The sequence below is a fragment of the Mesorhizobium sp. M6A.T.Cr.TU.017.01.1.1 genome, from assembly GCF_004023115.1.
GTDB classification, from domain to species: Bacteria; Pseudomonadota; Alphaproteobacteria; order Rhizobiales; family Rhizobiaceae; genus Mesorhizobium; species Mesorhizobium mediterraneum.
The window spans coordinates 23,384-44,814 of record NZ_RZTA01000016.1 but is presented as its reverse complement, the minus strand read 5'-3'; the positions used below and the strand labels follow the sequence as shown (position 1 = coordinate 44,814).

The following is a 21,431-nucleotide window of genomic DNA, read 5'->3' as shown; positions in this document are numbered from 1 at the left end:
CTACCGAGCGGGTGAAGCATGGACTCTCCAAGCAGACGCGTCGAGATGCTTCCCGCCAAGCGGCGGGCTCTCATCCTGGAGCACCTGCGGGTCAGCGGGGCGGCCAGCATCCAGGAGCTCGCCGACACGATTGGCGGATCGCAATCAACGGTAAGGCGCGATCTCGAACACCTGGTGGAAAAGGGGTATCTCGAACGCACCCACGGTGGCGCACATTTGCTGCAGCCGATGCGCGCCACCTTCGAACGCGAGATGACCGTCAATGCGGAACTGCAGCACGCCGAGAAGGTAGCGATCGGGCGCGAGGCCGCGCAGCGCCTGAGTGCTCGCGACAGCGTCATCTTCGACAGTTCCTCGACCGTCATGGAGGTGGTGCGCGCCGCCGCCGAGCGGGATTTGCCGCTGACCGTGGTGACGAACAGTCTCCAGATCGCCGATTTCGCGGCCGACATCAAATCCTGGCGCATCATCCTGCCGGGCGGCACTGTCCGTCCTGGCTATCGGCACCTTGCCGGTGAGCCGGGCGAGAGTTTCATCAGAACGCTTCATGCCGACCTCTGCATGACCGGCGCTTCGGCCGTCACGGGCACGCTGCTGACGGAAACCTCGCTCGAGGTGGCGTCGCTCAAGCGCGCCATGATCTCTTCCGCCCGCAAGACGATCCTGCTCGTCGACAGCTCGAAGTTCACCGCACCTGGTTTCTGCACGCTTTCGGATATTTCCGAAATCGACGAGGTGATCACCGACGAGGGCATTTCCCAGGACGCACTTTCGTCCTTGCGCTCCGCTGAGCGAAAAGTGACGGTGGTTAGCGCCAGCTCTTTGCCGGCTTCAGGGCGTTCCAAATTGTGATGGCCTGACGACGGGACGCTCGGTTGATTCGAGTGCATCCGACGCGGCAAAGTGAGCGTTGGCGGTCGCGACCTGTTCGCTGCAGGCAGGAATTTCGTTGTCCCGTAGAGTGCGCCTCGCCGCGCGCAGGCGTAAGTTGCATGTCGATTGGCACATTGAAACGACGCGGGAAATTCGCCGCGCTTCTCCATCTCGTAGTTGTTGAGGCTTGAAATGGCGCTGGTCGGTTTCCACACCGTCGCCGGGCAGCTGCAGCCCGTCTCGCGGACCTTCGAATCCTTCCATCCTTTCATCGGGAAGGCTTGTCATCGGGAAGGCTTGGGCGCTGATCCCCCGCGATGCTATAGCGAGGCGGGTTCGCGCATCACGGCAACATCTCTGGCCGCGAGGAATGCGATGATCTCGTCGTCGATCGCCTCCATGTTGGCTTCGCGAAACTTGTCGTGCGTGCCCGGGACGACAACGGTTTTTATCCTGGTTTTTTCAGACGCCCAGCCCCTGTATTGCTCCACCGTTGCGGCGCTCCATTCCGAACTGGCGAGAACCAGGATATCGCAGGGGTAAGACGAAGGCGAGAATCCGGCAGCGGCGCGGACGAGGGCGCTCTTGAATGCTTTCTGCCGGGTGTGACGCCCGATGCGCGTTTGTCCCAGCCCAGCGGCATGCAAGCCGTCGCGAAGCAGGCGCCAATAGACGACCTTGCGCGTGATCTGGCGCCGCCTGCTGGCGGTCATGCGGTCGTCCGGTATCGGCTTCAGCCAGGCCGAACCGAGCGGCGGCGGATCGATGAGCAGCAGCGCAGGCCGCTCGCCAGTCACTTCATAGGTGAGGCGCCCGACCTCGATCGCAAGCAAACCGCCAAGGCAGATGCCGCCGATTATATGTGGGTGTCGGCCTGTCACTGAGGTCAGGCCTTCAAAATAGTTGGCGCTTATTTCGTCCAGATTGGAATACGGTGTTTCGCCGGGCTCAAGACCCATGCCGCGCACGGCCATCACCGCGTATTTCTCCTTGAGGCGCTTTCCGAAGCGATTGGCGAACAGCGCCGATCCCGAAATGCCGTGGATCATTGCGATCGGCTCATGGCCGGAACCGCCGGATACCGGCACAATGAGTTGCCGTGCGGGGTGGGTTGGCGTCAAGGACGCGACCAGCCTGCCAAATTCACGCGGCGTCGGCGCCGCCAGCAGGACCGAAGTCTGGAGCTTGATGCCGAACCGGTTTTGGACGGCAAGAACGAGAGTTTCGGCGGTCAGCGAATCGCCCCCGAGATCGAAGAAACTATCGTCGATGTCCGCGGTCGGAATTTGCAGTTCCGTGGCGAAGATGCCGGCAATAACATGCGCGGGACCGTCGCTAGGTATCGCACGGATAGGCTGGATAATTGGCCGCACGTTCATCGGCAAGCCCCCTGGATCGATGATCGTCCGCCTTTTGGGAAGCGTGGCGGTACATCGAATGCTTGCGTGCTTTTAACTCACAGCCTGTGCGGCTAACAAGGACTCATCGCAGCGACCAAGCGGGCGCTGTTCCTTTGATCGAGAGACGCAGCAGGTATGCCGATCCTGAATGGTCGCTCGCCTTTCACCGAATACCAGCCCAGGCAAAAAGCCCTTTCCATCTCTTGATCAGTTTTGCAGTTGGCCCGTTCACTTTCCTGTCGGACGATTGCGCGGTCTGGCCGTTGTTGGTGGGGCCACTAGGTGCCTGCAAATATTGCTGCAGAAGCAGCCTGTCTATCTTGCCGGTTGGCGTCAGCGGCAACGACTCGATCGCGTGGATTCGGCTCGGAATTTTCCACTGTGGGAGGATCGACCTCAAGCTGGCCCTTAATGCGTCAGTCTGAAACAAGGCTCCCTGTTTTATCACGACGAAGGCGGCAAGGGAGTGCGCATCCTGGCGAAGTTCGGTGATGACCGCGACTTCATTCACCATTGGAAGCAGCAGGAAAGCCTGCTCGATTTCCCGCGTTTCAACGCGATACCCGCGAATCTTGACCTGGTCGTCGCGCCGTCCGAGGAATTCAAGACCGTTGCTCGATAAACGCCCGATATCGCCGGTGTGAAACACACGCTGGTCGGGAAAATTGAGGTCGGTGCCGAAATGCTTTGCCGTTTCGGACGCCTGCCGCCAATAACCGTCTGCCAGGAAAGCGCTGCGGACGACGAGTTCGCCGACGCCTCCCTGTTCGACCGGCTGGCCATCTTCATCGACGACCAGGAGAGACTTGTCCGCGACTGGTCGCGGCGCCGGTACCGTGCCTGGCGCGAGCAACTCGCCCGGAGCTACCGAAGCCACCGCGATGTGACCGGCTTCGGTGGAAGAGAAGCGATGGCGCAAGGCACAGGACGTCGCGAAGTGATGGCGCCATTGCTCGACGTCCGAGGCAACGACCGTTTGACCCGCCAGCGCCACCAAGCGTACCGATGGATGCAGGCCCGAGCCCGCGAGCATCGACAGATACTTGCGAAACAACATCACCGGAGGGTGCAGTAAGGTTACGCGACGCTTATCAATCCACGCCCCGAGACCACCGAGACCACCCGATGCAGCATCGTAGAGTTCCAGCGTGGCCCCGTTGAGAAGCGCGCCGAAGACGTCCGCCTCCGATGAGGCGAAACTGCAATATGTCAGGAGGGACTGCCGGTCTGTGGAGTTCACCCCGTCATACCGGGCACAAAGCCAGGCCCGATGCAGCACGGTGCGATGGCTTTTCACGACCCCCTTCGGCCGCCCGGTGCTTCCAGAGGTGTAGAAGATTGCGGCCGGGTCACCCGGGTCCATCGGAATATGCAACGCATCAGCCGAATAACGCGCGTCGATGTCCTCAACCAGGAGAACCCGCCTGTGGTCATCGACAAGGTCATGCGCGGCAGGCGCGTGAGACGCATCGGTAAGCAGCAGATCCGGCGCCGCATCGCTGAGTATGTCGCGCTGTGCTGCAAGCGGCATACCAGGATGGACGCAAAGGAATGCCTTTGCCGCCTTGAGCGCCGCCAGCGCGCAGATCACCATGTCCGGCGAATGGTCGACAAGATAGGCGACGCATCCGCGCCCGGGCTGCGTGTGCTCGAGGATTGCCCGGGCCAGCTGATTGGAACGTCGTTCAACGTCGTCGTATGTCCATCGATGCCGGTCGCCGCCAATCGCCACGTGCGAGCCATACCTGCGGACCACTGTGTCGAAACGCGCCGGGATGGTCTGCTCCAGCTCGGCCCGGTCGAACGCCATCATGCGACCATTCAGATCGGGCGCGGGATCGTGCAAGTGTTCAGCCATGGCCCTCTGCAAGCTGGTTTTCGGTCACGGCACTCAGTTCGGCGTCGAGCTTTGCCTTCCGTCCATAGGCGACGAGAGCCCTGTAAGTTGATGAGCGCAACTGCACTCCTTCCCTCAGGCTCTCCTCGCGGGCGCGCAATTCCATTTCGCCGGGGATCAGGATTTCGGTGGCGCCTTCGGCACGTTCGCCGTTCCTGGTCTGCTCGATCAGGCGGTCGACGCGCTCGGTGAATTCCGACGCCGGCATGAATCGCTGTGGATCCAGCGCCATGAAGAAATGGCCGTAGTCGGGCGCCTGGGCGCTCTCGCGCAATCTGTCCTGATGGTGATCGCTGCCAAAACCCGCGCCGCTGAGCACGCCCGCAAGCACCTCCATCACCAGGGCCAGGCCATATCCCTTGTGTCCGCCGATCGGCACGCCAAGCCCTGCGGCGAGATCGCCGAGATCGGTCGAAGGGCGCCCCGACCGGTCGAGTATCCAGCCCGGCGGCAACGGACTGCCTTCCGCCACGGACAGGCCGATCTTGCCGCGAGGCGCGACGCTCATGGCGACGTCGAGAAGGATAGGGAAATGTCGCCCTGCCGGAATGCCGACACCGAGCGGATTGTTGCCGAATGTCGGCGTGACCCCGCCCGTTGGTGCCAGGATCAGCGGTCCGTTGGTCGTGCAGAGCCCAATGAGACCGTTCTTCGCTGCCTGCCAGACATAGTGGCCGGCGGCGCCGAAATGGTTGGAGCGGCGGACGCCGACAATTCCAACGCCGTGCCTGCCCGCCTTTTGAATGGCGAGGTCCATCGCCACCGTGCTGACCCACTGGCCCGGGCCGTTGTCGCCATCGATCCGCGCGATGGCGGCGGTCTCGTGCTCGATCCGTATTTGAGGATCGGCGTTGATCTTGCCCGAGGCAATCCGCACGGCATAACGCGGAATGCTGACCATGTCGTGCGTCGGCTGTCCGCGCAGGCTCGCCTCGAGTTGGACTTCCGCGACGATTTCCGCACCCTTGAGGCTCAATCCAGCCCGTGTCAGCGCTTCGCGACCGTAGGCGCGAAGGCTTTCAATCGTCACCAGAATTTTCCCGCCATTTCCGCTCGATGCCGGTGCAGCCGCGACGGTTGGCCCGATGTCATGCCGCGCCTGGGCGACTGCGCGAGCCAGATCGGTGATCGTCTGATGCTGATAGAGCTGACGCAGATCGACGTGCAGACCGGCCCTGCTGGCTTCGACAACAACATTGATGCTCAGGATGGAATTGCCGCCTAGGTCGAAGAAGTTGTCGTGTAGCCCAACCTCATCGAGCCGCAACACCTTTTTCCAGACCCCCGTCAGGATCGTCTCGTCATCGGTTGGCGCGACCACGCGCAGATCGACCCGGCTGGAGGGATGCGTCGCGACAGTTGACCGAGCCGTCTGCGCCTCCTTGGTGAGCAGTGCCCGTCGGTCGACTTTTCCGTTCGACGTGCGAGGCAAGCGCTGCAGCATGACGATGCGTTGCGGCAGCATGTATTCCGGGAGCTGCTGCTTCAGAAATTCGCGCAGGCGCCCGGACAGAGCAGGCACTGGCGCATCATGCTGCTCATTGGCCGCAACGAAGGCCACCAGACGTTTGCGATCGCCGATATTATCGTCTGCGGCAGCATCCTCCACCACGCCGACGACACATTCGCGCACGTCCTGGTGTGTGTGAATCGCAGCCTCGATCTCGCCCAGTTCGATACGGAAACCGCGAATCTTCACCTGTTCGTCGGCGCGGCCGAGAATTTCGATCGTCCCGTCAGGCCGGTATCGGGCCAGATCGCCGGTTCGATGGAGCCGCGCGCCGTCATGCGGGCTGAACGGATTTCGGACGAAGTTCTTCGCCGTATGCTCCGGATGATTGATGTAGCCGGCTCCTATACCGGCGCCGCCGACATACAAGTGACCGCCGATGCCAACCGGCACCGGGCGGCGGGACGTGTCCAGCACATAGGCCTGCGTATTGGCAATCGGCCGACCGATCGGGACGACCTTCGCCGCGCCGCCCTCGGCCGGGACGGGATAGATCATCACGATCCCTGTCGTCTCGGTCTGGCCGAACATATTGACGAATCTTGTCCCGGGTCTGCAGAGGTGCCGCCATTTTTCGATCAAGGCGCTGGGCAAGGGCTCGCTGGCTGAAAGCACGAGCCATAGCTGATTGTCGAGCAAGCTTGCCCGCACGGGTTGATCGAGCGACATCAAGACCTGCAGGCAGACGGCCGAGAATGATGGAACAAGGTCCAGCACTGATACGCGCTGGTGGCGTACCATCTCGAACAGCAAATGCGGATCGCGGAGTTCCTCGGCCGAAGCAACGGCCACGGCCGCACCGCAGGAGAGCGGAACGGCAAACTGCCGTATCGAGGAGGAAAACGAGAACGAAGCCGTGTGCAGGTAGATGTCGTCCGGACGGATTGCGACAGCGCGGACCATCGCCTGCGCATAGTGGCCGACATTCGCCTGCGTGATCATCGCGCCTTTGGGTTTGCCTGTGGAGCCTGACGTGTAGATCACGTAGGCAAGCGCGTCGGACGCAGGGATGGTGCCAACGTTGTGACTGTCCTGCAGCGCTAGGGAAGCATGGCAGGCGTCGATGCAGATGGTTCGGGTGTGGTCGGAGCTGTCGATGGCCATCGACTGAAACGTGGAGGGGAATTTTGGCAGCAGCGATGTCTCGGTGATGAGCAAGCTCACGCCGGCGTCACGCAGCATAAAAGCAATACGTTCGGACGGATGTTCGGGGTCGAGGGGCAGAAACGCACCGCCGGCCTTCCACACCCCGAGCAGCACCGCCAGCATCTCGGCAGACCTCGGCAGGCAGATCGCTGTCAATGTCTCGCGGGCAACGCCGCGGCTGCGAAAATACCGCGCGAACCGGCTGGCTCGCTCGTTGAGCTCCCGATAAGTGAACTGCCGGTCCCCGCCCAGCACGGCTGTGGCATCAGGTGTTCGCTCGACCTGCGCCTCGAACAGCTGGACATAATCCTGCCCCAGCAATTCGCTGGCTTCGGTGTGGTTCCAGTCGATTTCGATCTGGCGGCGGTCGACCTCAGGCAACAGGGACAGTTCCGACAGTCTTTGCCCGGGATCGCTTCCTATGCTTTCGAGCAAGGTCTGGAAATGCCGTGCCAGCCGGTCGATCGTGGCCGGCTCGTACAGATCAGCGTTGAATTGCCAAGTCGCGGACATCCCTTCCGGGGTTTCCGACAGGTACAGAGTGAGGTCGAACTTCGCCGTCACTTTGTCGATGCGCACAGGTTGCGCTGAGAGACCTTGCGCGAGATCGAAGCAAGGTCCCGCCACGTGATCAGTTGCCGACTGAGCGGGCAAGACCGAGCCTGGCAACCCCGGGATGTTCTGAAACGCGAACATGACTTGGAACAACGGCGCGCGGCGGGGATCGCGCGGGATATTCAACTGTTCAACGATGCGCTCGAGAGGAACATCCTGGTGCGCGTAGGCGTCAAGCGCCGTCGACCGGACGCGGCCGAGCAATTCCAGGAATGACGGGTCGCCCGCAAGCGGCGTTCGCAAAACCAGCGTGTTGGCGAAGAGCCCGATCAGCGGCTCCAACTCCTTGCTCGGGCGGTTTGCGATCGGCACGCCGACGGCGCAATCGTCTTGCCCGTTGTAGCGATGGAGCAATGTCTTGAAGGCCGCCAGAAACGTCATGAACACGGTCGCGTTATGGCTTTGACCCAGCGCCTTCAGTCGATCCGTCGTTTGACGGTCGATCAGGGCCTGTATGGTGCCGCCGCGATAGGATTGAATGGCCGGGCGAGGGCGGTCCGTCGGAAGCGTGAAGGCCGGCGGCATCTCGTTGAGCTGCCGGATCCAGTAACCAGTCTGGCGCTCGAATTCGCCGGCCTCGACGCCGTGCTGCTGCCAGGCTGCGAAGTCGCCGTACTGAAGCGGCAAGTCGTCGAGCGGCGACGCCCTGTCGTCATAAAATGCTTCGTACAGTTGCCTCAACTCGGTGTAGAGCACGCCGATCGACCAGCCGTCGGAAACGATGTGGTGCATCGTCAGAAGCAGGACGTGCTCGTCGGATGTCAGCCGGATCAGCTTGGCGCGAAACAGGGGACCTTGCGCCAGGTCGAACGGTTCGCCAGCGTCCTGGCTGGCGAGGTGCTTTGCCTCGGCGGTTCGTGCGTCCGCTTTGTGGCCGGACAGATCAATCGTCACCAGCCTGGTTTCCTGAAATTCGGAAACCACTTGCACTGGTCCGCCCTCGCGCATGTAAAAGGTCGTGCGCAGGATGTCGTGACGTCGGCGAATTTCATCGAGGCTCTGTGCCAATGCACGCTCGTCGAGCGGTCCTGTCAGCCGGAGCGAGGCCGACATGTTGTAGGCGCCGCCGGCACCCATTCGATCGAGAAAATAGACGCGCTGTTGTGCGGAGGAGAGCCGTGCGAGCGTGCCCTCTTGGCGCCGGGGAATGTGTTTCGTGGCCTGCGCACGGGTCGTCGATCCTTGCTCCAGTCGCGCTCTGCCATCCGCGACGAGATCGGCCATCTGCTCGCCGATGCGCTCCGAAAGTCGCGCAGTGGTCGGGCGTTCAAACATGCAATCGATCGGCAACGTAACCTGGAATATCTCCTGCAACCTGGCGAGAACCTGCATGGCGATAAGTGAATGACCGCCCAGGTCGAGGAAATCGTCATGAATGCCGGGCGGTTCGATTCCCAGAACTTCGGCAAAAACCGCCGCCACCCGGCGCTCAGTGGCGGTTCGGGCAATCACTTTGCCAGTCTGTGGCGGATCGCGTTGAGCGTTCTGTTGTTGCGGATCGAGCGTCAGGGCCAGATGTTTGCGATTGACCTTTCCGCTGGAATCGGCGGGGATCTCATCCACCACAACGATCCACTGCGGCACCTTCGAGCGTGCCAGCCGCTCGGCGACAAAGCCGCGGATCTGCTGAACCGGCGTAAATTGTTTCTGCCCCGCCTTGAGCACGACCGCTGCGGCGACCGTCTCGCCGAGCACCGGGTGGGGAACGCCGAAAACAACCGCCTGTCCGATCGCGGCATGCTGGAGCAGGATCTGCTCCACCAGCCGCGGCGAGATCTTTTCGCCGCCGTGATTGATGATATCCTTCAGGCGGCCGGTGACGAACAGATAACCTTCGGCATCGAGGTGGCCTATGTCGCCTGTCCGCAGCCAGCCATCGATGAAAGCGGCTTGGTTGTCAGTGCGATCATCATAATCGTGCATGACATTTGGGCCGCGAATGACCACCTCGCCACTCCCGCCGGGCGGCAACAGACGTCCGGCTTCATCCATAATGGCAATTTCTGGACCGGCAGCCTTGCCCACGGAGCCTGGCTTGCGTTCGAACGGCGGAAGGCGATTGCTCGCAATCTGCGGCGCCGCCTCGGTCATCCCGTAGGCTTCGACAAACGGTACGCCGAACGCGCTTTCGGTATCCGCGATCAGCTGTGGCGGCATTGGCGCCGAAGCCGAGCGAATGAAGCGCAATCCGCTCTGACGCGGGTCTTCGCGGCAGAGACGGATCTGATCGAGGATCGTGCGATGCACGGCCGGGGAAGCCGTATACCAGGTCGGCTTGAGGTCGCTGAGACAGCTAAAGAAGCGGTCGGCGGAAAAGCCCTCCACGCTGATATAAGAGCCTCCGCATACCAGCGATGACAAAAGGCTGCTGATGCCATGGATATGAAACAGGGGCATCATGCCCAAGCACCGGTCGGTGTGCCGGAGATCCACCGCCGCGCAAATGTTGCGCGCCGAAACGCAAAGGTTTCGATGTGTCAGCGGTACCAGCTTGGGCCGCGCAGACGTGCCCGATGTGAACAAGAGCAGTGCGGCATCGTCAGGCGCAGCCAACGGCTGGTCACCGCGATGCCCTCGACCAGCGGCTGTCAGCGAGAAGGTCCCGGCCGCCGCATCGGGCTGCGAAACGAGTTGCAGGATCCGGATGTTCAGAGACGCCGCCAAGGCGAGCAACGGCGATTCCCAGCCGTGCGGCACGATCAGGACTTGGGCACCTAGCGCGCTGAGCTGTGCTTCAAGCTCAGATGCGGGCCATGCCGGGTTCAGCGGAGCGCATGCCGCATTGGCTGCCACCGCCACGATCGCAACCGCTGCTTCCGCTCCTTCGGGCAGGATGAGCGCGACGCGGCCCGTTGGCCCGACAGCTTCCAGCGCCAGCTTTTCGCCGACATAGTGGATCTGGCGCCCCAGCCCTTCATAGGTGAGGGGTGGGCGTCCCGCGGCCAGAACGGCCACCGATTGCGGATTGTGTCCGGCATGGCGGTCCACATGGCCACGTATAGTGTCCATCAGATACCGCTCCGGGATCGAGGTTGATTAGGAATAGAGCCCATGCCGGGTTCACTGAGTGCTGGCTGGCTGCGTGGCTGTCAATGCGCAGAGACGTCAAAACACGAGAACAAGGTTCCATCGCTGTTGCCGAAGCGGCCTTCAAAGCAGCCATTGTCGGCCGCCGCCAGGCGGCTTGATCGAATGACCATGGCTTTGGCGTTCTCCACATCCAGTTCGATACGAACATCATGAAACGTCAAAAAGCGCCGGTTGAGCGGGAAATGCATTTTGTAGAAGGCTTCCTTTATCACGAACAGAAGCTTTGGCAGGTCGTAGCCTAGGCGCCCTTCGATCACGTCCCGCTCTTTCAATTCCGAAGCAAGCGACACCAGTTTTGTCAGTTCGTCGGAAAGCGGAGAATCTTCCTCGATGTCGATTCCGATGCCGAGGCAATCGGCGGACAATCCGACGGCGACAGCGCACAGGCTTCGGGTATGAGAGATTGAACCGACAATACCTGTCGGCCAGACCGGCGCCCGATCGTGTCCAATCGGGATGACGCTTTCAGGAATGCCCAGGCCCCGCAATGCCTGCCTTGCGTAAATGCGTCCGGCGCGAAACTCACGACGTCGCGCCGGCACGACATTGCCCAGAGACAGTTCTTCTTCGAGCAGCCAATCTCGATCTGCTGGTTTGAAATCGCCGCCCTCGATGACGATGCCATCCGCAACCAATTGTCGAATGGCTGCTATCAGGCGGACTGGCGAAGAGTCGTCGCGGACTTTCGGTTCACCAGGCAATACCACTCCTTCACCGATCCAAACTGCTGCTGTCTTGCGTTGTAACAGAACGTCGACGAACCGGGCAACGCCAGGTTGCCCAGGGCACCCGTTTAGCGAGGCCCGCCCGCCAAGGTGCGCGTCATCGTAGTGGATCGGTTATGACGCAATCGGCCTGTCGATGCTTTTCATCGCCCACGATCTTCGCGTGGCGTCGGTAATCGCCAGCCGCGTTGTCGTCATGCAAGGTGGAAAGATCGTGGAGAACGGGTCCGTGGAGCGGGTGCTTGCGCATCCTCAATCCGACTACACGCGTGCCCTGCTGGCTTCGGTCCCGGGACTTTCCTGGGAGCGTAGCCGCAGGGAACCAAGCCGGGATACTGCTCTCCACGCGAACCTGCCGAAAGCGAGCCAACTGCCAAACGACCACATAAGTTTATTCGTTTTTGACCAATACGCGCCGGCGAATTCCTGTAATCTTCAGAAAAACACCGGGCTAACCGGGCCAACCAGAAAGGTCGGGGAATGAAATACGTCGTCGATACGATCGGCGGTCCCGCAGGCGGTGATGCCTGGCAAGCCGCTGTTACCGAAGCCTATTTTCCGCTCGACACCGAGTATCGGAACCGTCGCGAATTTTCAGGCACGCTGGAAACCTTCTCTCTCGGGCTCGTCAGCGTGTCTAAAATGCGCTGCGATGCTGTAAGCTATCGTCGCCATCGCCGCCACTTCCTCAACGAGCGTGACGCCAGCCTGCTCATCACCATCCCGGAGATATCGGAGGTGAATTTCTCGCAAGGGTCGAGGACCGTCAATTGCGGTCCGGGGGGCTTCCTCGTTGAGAGGGGAGATGCGCCTTACGAATTCTGGCACGGCAAGCCAAACGCGCTGTGGGTCCTGAAGGTGCCGTCATCGAGCGTTCGGGCACGGATCGGATCCGCCGAACGGCTCAGCGCGCTCAGTTTCGACGCGACCAAAGGCATCGCCGCGCTCTTCCTCGACACGGTGCGAACCACGATCGGCCATGTCGATGACATTAGTGAAGCTGCCCGTGAGATGATGGGCAGGCACATCCTGGAAATGCTGTGCCTGTCGATCGTGAGTGACGATCGCGTGCTGGACAGCAGCATCTCGTCGATCCGGGCCGGCCATTTGCATCGCGCCGAGCAGTATATTCGCGACAACCTGAAGAATTCCGGCCTCGGCCCGCAGGCTGTGGCTGATGCCTGCGGCATCTCCCTGCGTTACCTGCAGGTTCTTTTTCAGGACAGCAACCAGTCGATCAACGGCTTCATCCGCGACGCCCGGCTTGAACTTTGCGCCGAGGAGCTGATGTCGGTGACCAACATCAGCAGCGTTGCCGAGATCGCTTACCGCTGGGGCTTCGCCGACCAGTCTCAGTTCTGCAAGCACTACCGGACGCGGTTCGGCTGCGCACCGACCGATACCCGTCGCGAAGCAGCGAGCCGGGCGGGTCGCGCTTCGACCTCGAGAGAGCGGCACTAGACCCGACGAAGTCCGGGCCAATTCCACCATTTACTGCGACGTCACCCCGGCAAGGGGCGATGGGGCCGGGCTTTGCCCGCAAAGACCCTACGAAGGAACTGTCATGAGCCGAATAAGAGTTGCCGTCGATGTCGGAGGGACCTTCACCGACATCTGTATCATGGACGAAGATAGCGGCGCGATCCGCATCGAGAAGACCGCCTCCACGCCTGATGATCCCATGCAGGCCATCATGAATGGCGTGGAGCAGGGCCGCATCGATCTTTCCGAGGTGACGATGTTCTCTCATGGCACGACGGTTGCCACCAATGCGCTGATCACCCGCCGCCTGCCACGCACCGCAATGGTCTGCACCGAGGGTTTCCGTGACGTTGTCGAGATCCGTCGCGCCAACAAGGAAGACCTCTGGGACACCTACAAGGATGTCGCCAAGCCCTATATCCCGCGCCGCGACCGGCTGACAGTCCGGGAACGGGTCAGTGCCGAGGGCACGATCCTGGAAGCGCTGGACGAAGAGGCTGCGCGCCGCGTCGCGGAAATTCTCGTGAAACGGCAGGTCAAGTCCGTAGCCGTCTGCTTCATGAACTCCTATGTCAACGGCGCCAATGAGCGCCGCATGCGTGAGATCCTGAAGGAGGCCATGCCGGATCTGCCGGTCTCGATCTCCTCGGAGGTGATGCCGGAAATCTTCGAGCACGAGCGTTTTTCCACCACCATGGCGAACGCCGTCTGCGCCCCGGTCGTCGTCGACTACGTGTCGCGTCTCGGAGAAAAGCTTGCAGCGGCCGGATACAAGCGAGATCTCCTGTTGCTGCACAGCGGTGGCGGGGTCATGACACCCGCAAGCGTCAGGGATTTCTCAGCTCGGCTCGCAGGATCGGGCATCGCTGCCGGCGCGATCGCAAGCCGCTTCATCGGAAATCTCTGTGGCTTCCCGAACTCGATCGGCTTCGACATGGGCGGTACCAGCACCGACGTCTCGCTCGCATGGAACGGGGAGTCGCGCATCACAAAAGACTGGTACATCGAATTCGGATATCCGATCCGCTTCCCCTCCATCGAGGTGCTGACCATCGGTGCAGGCGGCGGGTCGTTGGCATGGCAGGACGAAGGCGGCAGCTTACGCAACGGACCGCAGTCTGCCGGCGCTTTTCCAGGTCCGGCCTGCTACAAGAATGGCAACCGCACTGCCACCAACACCGACGCCAATGTCGTGCTCGGCCGTCTCGGCACCAGCCTTGCGGGCGGCAAGATCACGCTCGACCCCGCCTTGGCCGCCCAGGCGGTGCAGGAGACGGTGGCGGCACCCTTCGGCATGGAAATCCACAAAGCGGCCGAGGCGATCATCGCCGTCGCCAACGCCAATATGGGCAATGCCGTCCGGCTTCTCTCCATCAGCCGAGGCTATGACCCGCGCGACTTTGCGCTCGTCGCATTCGGCGGTGCAGGCGCCTTGCACGGAGCTGCCGTGGCGAAGGAGCTTTCGATTCCAACCGTGATCGTGCCGCCCAATCCCGGCGTCACCTCCGCGCTCGGTTGCCTTCTCGTCGACGTGCAGCACGATTTCTCCGAAAGCTTCATGGCCGATGCTTCGACGGTCTCGCCCGCCGAGATGCAGACAGCCTTTGTTCTGATGGAAGAACAGGCCGTTGAGCGTCTGACCCATGAGGGCGTGGCGCGGGAAGACATGGCGCTGCAGCGCACGGTCGAGATGATGTACCAGGGACAGTGGCGCTCGCTTGCGGTGTCAGCGCCGGCGCGGATCGAGAGCATCTGCTCGCTGATCGAGGCATTCCACAACGAGCACGAACGCGAGTTCAACTACCGCCGCGAAGAGGCGCCGGTGTCGATCTTCCGCATCGCGGTCAAGGCGATCGGCATCGTTCCGAAAGCCGAGATTCCGCGGCACGAAGTCTCGCCGCATGAGCCAGATCCGGTTGGCCGCCGCAGCGTCTGGTTCGACGGCGCATCCCATGACGCGGCCGTGTATGAGCGTGAGCAACTCAGCGCCGGCGCTGCCTTCACAGGGCCCGCCATTGTCGAACAGTTCGATTCCACCACCGTGGTTCCGCCGGGAATGAGCGCGACCGTCGATGGCTTCCTGAACATTCTCATCGTGACGAAAGGCTGAGACATGACAAAGCTGATTGAAACGAGCCCTGGCCTCGATCCGGTAACGTTCGAGGTGCTGAAGAACTCCTTCATCACCACTGTCGACCAGATGGCCGAACAGATGCTTCGCACCTGCTATTCCTTCGTCATCTACAACCGAGACTTTTCGAACGCCCTGCACGACGCCGATGGCAACTCAGTCGCCCAGGGCAACTATGACATCGCGGTCCATGTCGGCACGCTTCACAACACGTGCAAGGAGGTGATCCGAGTCTTCGAAGGCGATATGGCACCCGGCGACGTCTACGCAATCAACGATCCTTATGCCGGCGGTACGCATTTCAGCGATGTTCGGCTCGTCCGGCCGATCTTCGACGAAGACAAACTGATCGGCTTCTCCCAGTCGAACGGACACTGGTCGGATCTCGGCGGCTCGGTGCCGGGTTCCTTCGACGTCACCGCCCGAGACATGTTCCGCGAAGGCCTGCGGATCACGCCGTTGCGCCTTTTCCAGCGCGGCCGCTTCTGCTCCGACGTTGCCAACATGATTGCGGCCAACACGCGCGATCCGGCATCGATCATTGGCGACATCCATTCCCAGGCGCAGGCGACGCAGGCTGCCGAACGCGAGCTGTTGCGGCTGGTCAAGAAGTACGGGCGCGGCCAGGTCATGCGCGGTATGGAGGAGGTTCAGGACTACGTCGAACGTGCCGTGCGAAAGCGTCTCGCGGAGCTGCCCGACGGCACCTGGGAGACGGTCGACTACATCGACCGGGATCTCGGTGCCGGCGAAGGCATGATCCCGATCCGCATCAAGATGACGATCAAGGGCGACACGATCCACTACGATTTTACGGGAAGCCATTCGACCATTGCCTCGATGTACAATTCCGCGCCGGGCGCGACCTTCTCGGCCGTGGTCGCCGGCATGAAGACCTTCTTCCCGGACCTTCCACTCAACAGTGGGTTTTACCGGATGATCGAGGTGACCGCGCCAAAGAACAGCATCGTCAGCGCGGAATGGCCGGTGGCGGTGACCGGGTTCCTGATGCCGTTCGAAAAGATCATGAACGCGATCTTCGAGATGTGGTCGAAGATCATGCCCGAACGCGCTATCGCCTGCGCCTTCAACCTCGAATATCTGCTGGCCGGGGGACGGGACGCGCGCAAACCCGAAAAGCCGATCTTCATGTTCTACGAATGGCTGCCCGGTGGCTGGGGCGGGCGCAACGGCAAGGATGGTGCAGATGTCACCACCGCCTGCTTCGGAACCGGGCTGATGTCGCAACCCAACGAAGGCAACGAGCGGGTGAACCCGACTCGGACGGTCGAGTTCCAGATCAAGCAGGATTCAGCCGGGCCCGGCAAATGGCGGGGCGGCGTCGGCGTGCAGAAAACCTCGTTGTTGCTTGAGGCTGAAAATGCCGTCATGTCCTATATTTGCGACCGCGAGCGCGCTGTCGTCTGGGGTGTCGAAGGAGGCCTGCCGTCGATGCCACACGGCTTGACCATGAAGCGCGCGGGAGAAGAGACCGAGATCTGGCTCGGCTCCGTGTTCTCCGATTACTCCGTCCACACAGGCGACCAATTCGCTCGTCCGACGGCCGGCGGCGGCGGTTTCGGCGATCCACTGGAGCGCGAGCCCCGCAAGGTGATGGAGGACGTGATCGACGACTACGTTTCTCTGGAGCGCGCCAAGATTGACTACGGCGTGGTGATCCGCGAAATCGACCGCGACCTGTGCCAGTACGAAATCGACGATATGGCTACCGAAGCCTGCCGTGCCGACATCCGGGCGAAACGGAAGGACTGGGCACGCATGGATCCTGAGGAGGTCGCGCGCAAATACCGCTCCGGCGAGATCGATACGCTCGATGCGGTTCGGCACTATGCCGTGATCCTCGATTGGGAGACTGGCGAACTCCTTCCCAAAACCACCGCCCAGTTCCGTGAGAGCTTTGAGAAACGGACGGTCAGTCACTGGGCCTGAGCGCTAGAGAGCGCGCCCCAAACCTTGCGGGCGCTCGCAGGGAGTTATCTGTTTTTTAGATACCATTTTCAAGGAATTACTATTTCACAGGAGCCTAAAGCTGGAGCAACAATGTTGCAACGCTGCGAAAGTCGGCTGCTTCCGAGGGGTATGACAGATGGCAACAAGCGTGGGACGATTGTTCACCGCAGCCAGCACTATTGAAGAGGCAATGGCCGCACGCCGGCAAGGTGCGGCGGTGCTTGCCGGCGGCACCTGGATGATGCGTGATCCACGGCGTGGGGTCGACCTTCCCGAGGCGGTGGTCGCACTCCACCGAATACCGGCCTTGTCCAAGGTCGAAATCGGCTCGGACCATGTCGTGATCGGTGCGGCTGTTACCCACGCAGTCCTTGGTCGCGAGTTGCACGGGGCAGCGGGTTTCGAAGGTTTGGTTGCCGCGGCGGAGGGTGCGGCCAATCCCGGCATCCGAAGGGTCGCCACCGTGGGCGGCAACCTTTGTGCCCTCGACTTTGCCGCCGCCGATCTCGCCCCTGCGCTTCTCGTCTGTGAGGCGACGGTGGAACTGGAGACGTTCGAAGGCCCAAAACTCCTCGGTATTTCGGATTTCCTCAAAGACAGGCATACGTTGCTGGCCGAAGCGATTGTGACGAAAATTCATCTGCGCCGCGACCTGGTCGCAAGTGCTCATATCCGCCTGCCGCTTCGGAAAGCTGGCGACTATCCGGTCGCCATCGTCTCCCTCGGGGTGGACAAGGACAAACGATGTCGCATCGCCGTCGGCTCGGTGGAGCCGGTAGCGCGGCGCTGGACGGCGCTCGAACAGGCCATGAGGGCAGGCCCGGCCTCCGCGCTCGATCCGGAACGCGCCGCCGAGCTTGCACTGGAGCACAATGATTTTCAGGGCCGCGACGGCAAGGAAGCGGAGGGTTGGTACCGGCGCCAGGTTCTTCCGTCGCTGGTCAAGCGCGGTGTTGCCGCACTTCTCAAGACCGGGGGCGTGGCATGACCGTGAGATTCCAGCTGAATGGCGAGGACTGCCGCTTTGATGGCGATCCGATGACGCCGCTCGTCGACATCTTGCGGCAGGAACGATTCCTGACGGGGACCAAGGCCGTGTGCCGCGAAGGCTTTTGCGGCGCGTGCACGGTGCATGTCGACGACGAAGCGGTGCCGTCCTGCCTGAAGCCGGTTGGACTCGTCCATGGATGCGCGGTGACGACCATCGAGGGAATGAGTTCTGGAAACCAGGCGCTGCACCCGCTCCAGGTCAATTTCGAGGCGGCCGATGCCGTGCAATGCGGCATGTGTTTTCCGGGAATGGTCATGAGCCTTTCGGCGTTCGTGCGTGACAATCCGCATGCGAGCCGTCCCGAAATCAAGGCGGCGATGGTCGGCAACATCTGCCGCTGCACAGGATATGAGCGGATCGTCGACGCCGTGGCCGAATGCCTCGACCAAGCGCGGAAGGCTGGCCAGTTGGTGGGAGGCACCCATGTCTGAGCTGTCCGCCACGGTGATGAATCTTCCCCGCCGCGATGCGCAGGACAAGCTGCGCGGGCGGACGAAATACACCAACGACCGGATTCGCCCCGACATGTTGCATGCCGTGCTGCTGCGGTCGACCGTTCCCGCGGGGCGTATCCGCAAGCTCGACGTTTCGGCGGCACTGCGCTGTCCTGGCGTGCGCGCGGTGGCGACCGGCGCCGATGCGCCGGGACTCTACGGCATCGGCATTGCCGATCATCCGCTCTTGGCGATCGACACGATCCGCTATCACGGCGAGCCAATCGCCGTCATCGCCGCCGAGACGGAGGAGCAGGCGCGGGCGGCACTTGCCGCCATCATGCTCGAGGTCGAGCCGCTGGCACCGGTGTTCACCATGGCCGAAGCGCTCCAGCCCGCCGCCCGCCTCGTCCACGAGGGCTGGCGCGGCTATGAGGTGATCACGGAGGGCGGTGCACGTGCCGGCAACATCGCATGGGAGGCAAAATCCAGCCGCGGTGACGTCGATGCGGCCTTCGCCCGTCCCGATATACGCATTGTCGAGAGCAGCTTCACCGTCGGTCGGCAGAGCCATGTGCCCTTCGAACCGCGCGTTGCCATCGGCTCCTGGGAGGACGGCCGTGCTCACATCCAGACCTCGACGCAGGTGCCTTGGACCGTGCGCAACGTCACCGGAAGGGTCATGCAGCTTTCACCCGGGCGTGTGCGGGTCACTGTACCCCCTGTCGGTGGCGGGTTCGGCCTGAAGTTCGATGCGTCCATCGAGCCTATCACGGCACTTCTGGCGCGGATGACCGGGCGCACGGTGGTCCTGGAAAACACCCGGCAGGAAGAGATGGCAACCTGCCTCTGCCGCGAGAATGCGGAAATCCGCATTCGGTCCGCTGTCACCGCCGAAGGATACATCGCCGGGCGCGAAGCGGTCGTGCTGATGGATTGCGGCGCGTATGGCGGTGAGCAGGTCTTCCTGACGACGATGACGGCGCACACGCTGGGCGGCAATTACAGGGTTGGCGCAACGCGGCTCGTCAGCCGCGCCGTATACACCAACACACCACCCAACGGTGCTTTCCGAGCTTGCAACGGCGTCTACAACACATTCGCGTTGGAGCGACACACCGACGAAATCTGCGGTGCGCTAGGCTTCGACCCAATGGAGTTCCGGAAGAAAAATGTCCTGGGAGATGGTGATCTCGGTGCCACGGGCCAGGTTTTCGAGGCCGACGTGCTGGGTCCGATGCTCGATCGTATGGAGGCGTTGCGTGCCAGTACCGGCACATCCGAAGCGAAGGCCGACGGCAGGCTCTATGGAATTGCGACCACGGTCGGCACATGGTTCGTGTTTGTCGGACCCTCGGCGGCAACGGTGAACTTGAACGCCGACGGCAGCGCAACGCTGGTCACGTCGGGTGTGGAGATCGGATCGGGCACGATGGTGCAATCCCTGCCGCAGATGGTGGCTGGGCAGCTTGGCCTCGCTCCCGACCAGGTGATCGTGCGCGAAGCCGATACAGATGCCGCCGGCCTCGATGTCGGCGTTGGCGGTGGGCGCACCACCGTGTCCATTGGTGCTGCGAGCATCGCCGCCTGTGCAGAGGTGCGGGAGAAGCTGCTGCGGACCGCCGGCGGGATGCTCCAGACCCGACCGGAAGACCTGGTGCTGCGGGACGGTCGTGTCGAGATCACCGGACGTCCCGGTTCCGGCATGTCGATCCCCGCCGTCGTCGCCCATGCGCAGGCCACCATCGGCCCGATCACAGGAAGTGGAGCCTTTACCGCCAGGAACACTCCGGCAATGTCCGGCTGCGCCATGGGGCATTTCATCGATGCGCTCGACATCCCCGTCTTCGTCGTTCACGAGGCCGAGGTGGCGGTTGATCCGGACACCGGTCATGTCGAGGTGCTGGCCTATCGCGTGGTTCAAGATGTCGGCCGCGCGCTCAACCCACGCGCCATCCTGGGCCAGATACAGGGCGGCGTGGTGCAGGGGCTGGGCTATGCGTTGCATGAGGAGGTGACGCTCACCGCCGACGGACGCATCGCACAGGACGATTTCGAGACCTATCGCCTGCCGCTGGTGCAGGACGTGGTTCCGGTCGCCGCCGACCTCTACGAGGGCGCGCCGTCGATGGGGCCTCTAGGCGCCAAGGGCGCGGGCGAGGTCCCAATCCTGGCCGTGGGCGCGGCGATCGGCTGTGCGGTGGCGCGCGCCATCGGCAAGCCGGTGCAGCAACTGCCACTGACGCCGCCGCGCGTGCTTCGACTGCTGCACGAGCGCGAACCACCGCCGGAATTCCCGCACATCGCCCCCGGCTGGGCAGCAAACACTCTGGGCTGAGGCAAGCAAACCATGGTCACCCTGAACTGCGACATGGGGGAAAGTTACGGCAACTGGCGCTTCGGCGACGATGCCGGCATCATGCCTCATATCGATTGCGCCAACATCGCCTGCGGCTTCCACGCCTCCGATCCATGGACGATGCTGAAGACCGTGCGGCTCGCGCTTTCTCATGGAAAGCAGGTTGGCGCGCATCCTTCCCTTCCCGATCGCGAGGGGTTCGGTCGGCGCGAAATGAAACTTCAGCCGGAGGAACTGACAGCCGCCTTCCTCTACCAAATCGGTGCGCTGACAGGAATGCTGGCCGCCGAGGGCGGGCAACTCAGCCATGTCAAACCGCATGGCATCATCTACGGCATGGCCGCGCACGACATGGACACTGCCCGGGCGATTGCCGCGGCGGTCAAGCCGTTCGGCATCCCGCTCTTCGGCATGGCAGGAACCTGTCACGAGACGGCAGCAGTTGAACTCGGCGTTGCCTTCGTGGGCGAGTTCTTTCCCGATCTTGCCTACGCTCCCGGCGGCAGCCTGATCATCCCGCGCGTACAGTCGGCCATCGACCTGACGCTTGCCGAGCACCGCATGGTGGGGGCGCTTACCCGACGCGAACTCGTCACCACAGACGGCACGGTCCGCCCGGTCGACTTCGACACCGTCTGCATCCACTCCGATCCGCCGAATGCGCGCGACGTCGCCGCGCTGATGCGGCGGATCATCGACACCCATTCCAAAAGCCTCCCATGATTCATTTTTCCGAATCGTGAAAGC

The 21,431-nt window shown here is 62.3% G+C and carries 12 protein-coding genes; 8 read left to right on the top strand and 4 right to left on the bottom strand.

All coding sequences use genetic code 11. The annotated features are described in order from the left end of the window. Nucleotides 1-18 precede the first annotated feature (18 nt). On the top strand, nucleotides 19-852 hold the full coding sequence (locus tag EOB36_RS07690) for a DeoR/GlpR family DNA-binding transcription regulator (RefSeq protein WP_095483648.1): 834 nt from the start codon (nucleotides 19-21) through the stop codon (nucleotides 850-852). A 341-nt stretch (nucleotides 853-1,193) separates the two neighbouring features. On the opposite strand, the gene EOB36_RS07685 is transcribed toward EOB36_RS07690, so the two are convergent. The 4 genes from EOB36_RS07685 to EOB36_RS07670 all read right to left on the bottom strand — a co-directional run bounded on the left by EOB36_RS07685 (nucleotide 1,194) and on the right by EOB36_RS07670 (nucleotide 11,232). Then, entirely contained in the window at nucleotides 1,194-2,252 is a 1,059-nt protein-coding gene (locus EOB36_RS07685; protein WP_128241287.1) for an alpha/beta fold hydrolase, read from the bottom strand. A gap of 184 nt (nucleotides 2,253-2,436) precedes the next feature. Further along, nucleotides 2,437-4,131 (bottom strand): AMP-binding protein, encoded by a 1,695-nt coding sequence (locus tag EOB36_RS07680; protein ID WP_128284599.1) that lies wholly within the window; start codon nucleotides 4,129-4,131, stop codon nucleotides 2,437-2,439. Next, the gene (locus tag EOB36_RS07675; protein WP_128284598.1) at nucleotides 4,124-10,450 is read right to left on the bottom strand and encodes a non-ribosomal peptide synthetase; all 6,327 of its coding nucleotides are present in this window, start codon (nucleotides 10,448-10,450) and stop codon (nucleotides 4,124-4,126) included. Before EOB36_RS07675 ends, EOB36_RS07680 begins: the two co-directional genes overlap by 8 nt. Nucleotides 10,451-10,530: 80 nt before the next feature. Further along, nucleotides 10,531-11,232 carry a 4'-phosphopantetheinyl transferase superfamily protein gene (locus EOB36_RS07670; protein WP_164897473.1) on the bottom strand — a complete coding sequence of 234 codons (702 nt, stop codon included), beginning with the start codon at nucleotides 11,230-11,232 and terminating at the stop codon, nucleotides 10,531-10,533. A 504-nt stretch (nucleotides 11,233-11,736) separates the two neighbouring features. Between EOB36_RS07670 and EOB36_RS07665 the strand changes: the two genes are divergently transcribed. The 7 genes from EOB36_RS07665 (at nucleotide 11,737) to EOB36_RS07635 (ending at nucleotide 21,407) form a co-directional block, all read left to right on the top strand. After that, nucleotides 11,737-12,717, top strand: a complete 981-nt coding sequence (locus EOB36_RS07665) for a helix-turn-helix domain-containing protein (RefSeq protein WP_127289370.1) — start codon at nucleotides 11,737-11,739, stop codon at nucleotides 12,715-12,717. A gap of 103 nt (nucleotides 12,718-12,820) precedes the next feature. Beyond that, on the top strand, nucleotides 12,821-14,848 hold the full coding sequence (locus tag EOB36_RS07660) for a hydantoinase/oxoprolinase family protein (protein ID WP_127289372.1): 2,028 nt from the start codon (nucleotides 12,821-12,823) through the stop codon (nucleotides 14,846-14,848). A 3-nt stretch (nucleotides 14,849-14,851) separates the two neighbouring features. Continuing rightward, nucleotides 14,852-16,819, top strand: coding sequence for a hydantoinase B/oxoprolinase family protein (locus tag EOB36_RS07655; protein ID WP_128284597.1), 1,968 nt, complete (start codon nucleotides 14,852-14,854; stop codon nucleotides 16,817-16,819). A 157-nt stretch (nucleotides 16,820-16,976) separates the two neighbouring features. Next, nucleotides 16,977-17,828 carry an FAD binding domain-containing protein gene (locus tag EOB36_RS07650; RefSeq protein ID WP_126103567.1) on the top strand — a complete coding sequence of 284 codons (852 nt, stop codon included), beginning with the start codon at nucleotides 16,977-16,979 and terminating at the stop codon, nucleotides 17,826-17,828. Beyond that, the gene (locus EOB36_RS07645) at nucleotides 17,825-18,322 is read left to right on the top strand and encodes a (2Fe-2S)-binding protein (RefSeq protein ID WP_126103566.1); all 498 of its coding nucleotides are present in this window, start codon (nucleotides 17,825-17,827) and stop codon (nucleotides 18,320-18,322) included. The genes EOB36_RS07650 and EOB36_RS07645 overlap by 4 nt, the downstream gene beginning before the upstream one ends. Continuing rightward, nucleotides 18,315-20,663 carry a xanthine dehydrogenase family protein molybdopterin-binding subunit gene (locus tag EOB36_RS07640; RefSeq protein WP_128284596.1) on the top strand — a complete coding sequence of 783 codons (2,349 nt, stop codon included), beginning with the start codon at nucleotides 18,315-18,317 and terminating at the stop codon, nucleotides 20,661-20,663. The genes EOB36_RS07645 and EOB36_RS07640 overlap by 8 nt, the downstream gene beginning before the upstream one ends. Before the next feature lie 12 nt (nucleotides 20,664-20,675). Continuing rightward, a complete protein-coding gene (locus EOB36_RS07635; RefSeq protein ID WP_128241279.1) occupies nucleotides 20,676-21,407 on the top strand; it encodes a LamB/YcsF family protein in 732 nt (243 codons plus the stop codon). Nucleotides 21,408-21,431 lie beyond the last annotated feature (24 nt).